Here is a 345-nt window from a genome sequence, read left to right on the forward strand (position 1 = left end):
CGACGGCCTCATCGAAGGCCGGAAAGACCAACGTGGCTTCCTGTTTCTTGATCAGAGCGATGTCGTCGGCGGTGGCCATGGCGTTCCCCTGTCAGCGTCGACGCACGCTTTGGCCGATGACTGACGCCGGGTCAAGCCAAGAGCGCCTCAAAGCTCATGCCACAATCGCGCTCTTCGCCGGCCGCCCCGCCACATAGACCTCGCGCATTGCTCGGTCGTCGCCCAGCGTTTGCAGCAGGAAGAGTTCCTCGGCCAGCGTCTCGACCGTCTCCATCCTGAGCCGCATGCCCGGTGTGGAACGGGCGTCGAGCACGACGATGTCGGCGTCGGTGCCTTCATCCAGCG

1 pseudogene is annotated in these 345 nt (G+C 64.6%); it reads right to left on the minus strand.

Annotated features, from left to right (window positions below):
* Nucleotides 1-154: 154 nt before the first annotated feature.
* Nucleotides 155-345: pseudogene (locus EN807_RS33500) on the minus strand (guanine deaminase); the annotation flags it as partial.

The organism is Mesorhizobium sp. M5C.F.Ca.ET.164.01.1.1 (assembly GCF_004792125.1).
In the GTDB taxonomy this organism is placed as follows: Bacteria; Pseudomonadota; Alphaproteobacteria; order Rhizobiales; family Rhizobiaceae; genus Mesorhizobium; species Mesorhizobium wenxiniae.